Origin of the sequence: Paraburkholderia tuberum STM678 (genome assembly GCF_902833905.1) — a bacterium.
Lineage (GTDB): Bacteria > Pseudomonadota > Gammaproteobacteria > Burkholderiales > Burkholderiaceae > Paraburkholderia > Paraburkholderia tuberum.
Genome location: NZ_CADFGP010000146.1, coordinates 1 through 2,980, shown reverse-complemented (window position 1 = coordinate 2,980; position 2,980 = coordinate 1). Strand labels below are relative to the sequence as shown.

Below are 2,980 nucleotides of genomic sequence, written 5' to 3'. Positions count from 1 at the left end.
GAACCGGGCGACACGATCATCGTGATCGACAACGGCACGCCGATTGGCGAGACGACGGTCGACGAGGAGGGCAACTGGAGTTTCACGCCTGAGACGCCGCTGGAAGAGGGCGAGCATCAGTTCACGGTGGTGGAGCGCGATTCTGCGGGCAACGAAAGTGGGCCGTCGGACCCGTGGACGGTGATCGTGGATACGACGCCGCCGGGCAAGCCGTCGATTGACGAGGTCATTGACGACGAAGGTCCGATCCAGGGTCCGGTGGGCAATGGTGAGAGCACGGACGACACGACGCCGACGCTGGTGGGCGAGGGTGAACCGGGCGACACGATCATCGTGATCGACAACGGCACGCCGATCGGCGAGACGACGGTCGACGAGGAGGGCAACTGGAGCTTCACGCCTGAGACGCCGCTGGGCGAAGGCGAGCACGAGTTCACGGTGGTGGAGCGCGATCCTGCGGGCAACGAAAGTGGGCCGTCGGATCCGTGGACGGTGATCGTGGATACGACGCCGCCGGGCAAGCCGTCGATTGACGAGGTCATTGACGACGAAGGTCCGATCCAGGGTCCGGTGGGCAATGGTGAGAGCACGGACGACACGACGCCGACGCTGGTGGGCGAGGGTGAACCGGGCGACACGATCATCGTGATCGACAACGGCACGCCGATCGGCGAGACGACGGTCGACGAGGAGGGCAACTGGAGCTTCACGCCTGAGACGCCGCTGGAAGAGGGCGAGCATCAGTTCACGGTGGTGGAGCGCGATCCTGCGGGCAACGAAAGTGGGCCGTCGGATCCGTGGACGGTGATCGTGGATACGACGCCGCCGGGCAAGCCGTCGATTGACGAGGTCATTGACGACGTGGGTCCGACCCAGGGTCCGGTGGGCAATGGTGCGAGCACGGACGACACGACGCCGACGCTGGAGGGCATCTGGGGCAGGTGTGAGCCGGGCAACACGATCATCGTGATCGACAACGGCACGCCGGTTGGCGAGACGACGGTCGACGAGGAGGGCAACTGGAGCTTCACGCCTGAGACGCCGCTGGAAGAGGGCGAGCATGAGTTCACGGTGGTGGAGCGTGATCCCGCGGGCAACGAAAGCAGGCCGTCGGAGCCGCACGTGGTGATCATCGATACGACAGTGCCAGCACTGGTACTGAAGGCACCTGAAGTACCGGAGATGGCAGACGGTGTAATCGACGCGACAGAGGCCAGCGATGGCACGTGGGTGTTGATCCCTGCCTATACGGGCATGGTCGCGGGTGACGTGATCACGATTGACTGGAACGGCAAGAGCTACGAGCACGTGGTGGGGGCGGTCGACGTACTCACCGGGATCAAGGTGAAGATCCCGGCAGACGATCTGATCGGGCAGGACACGGCGTTCGACATCTCCTATACGGTGACGGACGCAGCGGGCCACGTCTCATCGCCGAGTCCGACTACCCATGTGAGGATTTACACGATGGGACCGGACAAGCCAGAAATTGACGAAGTCATTGACGACGTGGGTCCGGTTCAGGGTCCGGTGGACAATGGGGAGAGCACGGACGACACGACGCCGACGCTGGTGGGCAAGGGCGAACCGGGTGACACGATCATCGTGATCGACAACGGCACGCCGATTGGCGAGACGGAGGTCGACGAGGACGGAAACTGGAGCTTCACGCCTGATACGCCGCTGGGCGAAGGCGAGCACGAATTCACGGTGGTGGAGCGTGATCCCGCGGGCAACGAAAGCAAGCCGTCGGATCCGCACGTGGTGATCGTGGATACGGTAGCGCCGACTGCTGAGGCGTCCATCACATACATGGGCAAGGACAGCGGAATGGACAGCGGCGACTTCCTGACCAATGATGGCTCAGCAGGCCGTTTGATTATGGGCGAGCTGACGACAGAACTCGCGGCCAACGAGAGGGTTCAGGTGTCAGTGGATGGCGGCAAGACCTGGCAGGATGCGATGGTCGACAACAAGGGAAGTTGGGTATTCCAGGACAATACGGCGCACAACGCGTCCTGGACGATCCAGACGCGCGTGGTCGATACGGCTGGCAATATTGGCAAGGTGGCGTCACAAAATGTAACGCTGGATACGATTGCCCCGTCGTCGATACTCGGGGTCTCGTATGACATGGTGGGTGAGATTGGCCGCCTCACCGTGACGCTTTCTCCGAGTGCCATGGCGGGCGATACCCTACTGGTTGCAGTGGGTGACGTGCGATTCCACATCTACGTGACTAGTTCGGATATAGCTCGCGGATCGGCCAGCGTGGAGATGACGTCCGGTGCTATAGCAGCGATTGAGTCAGGTGCTGCATATGGGGTTGCGGTTATGGATGCTGCTGGCAATAGCTCTAACTATATCGTTGGGGAAAGCGGTACCTCTATCGAGACGGAACAGCTACATGTCGTGAATCCGGGAACCCTCCTCTCGGGTCGCGAGCCCTTCGACACCTACGTCGGCACCGATGCAAATACCGTCTTTACGGTGGACGACGTTAATGAAGTGATGGACGCCGGGTTCATCTTTGGCAACGGCGGTCTAGACACGCTGAAGCTGGCAGGCGCTGGCCAGACCTTGGACTTGGGCAAGGTTAGCTTTGTGGTGTCGTCGATCGAAGTGTTCGACATTACCGGCACGGGTAACAACACGCTCAAGCTGTCGCTGGGCGATGTGCTCGAGCAGGGCGGCAAGGACCTGTTCATTGCTGATGGCCGCACGCAAGTGATGGTCAAGGGCGATGCGGGCGACAAGGTCGAACTGTCCGATCTGCTGCCGGACGGAGGCGACATCGGCGACTGGACGCAACAGTCTGGCAACACGACTGTGGGTGGCATCGAGTATGACGTCTTCTACCATTCGGGTCTGAACGCCGTACTGCTGGTGCAGCACGGTGTCGAGACGGTGCTGAACAACCACTGACCTCCGGATGGTCCGCGACGCATGACCTGCGTCGCGGACCCGGAATCACCACCCA

At 61.7% G+C, this 2,980-nt stretch carries 1 protein-coding gene; it reads left to right on the top strand.

From position 1 onward, the window contains the following. The coding region (locus tag HWY30_RS40550; RefSeq protein ID WP_244145216.1) for an Ig-like domain-containing protein at positions 1-2,925 on the top strand (2,925 nt) is incomplete at its 5' end. Between the last annotated feature and the right edge of the window lie 55 nt (positions 2,926-2,980).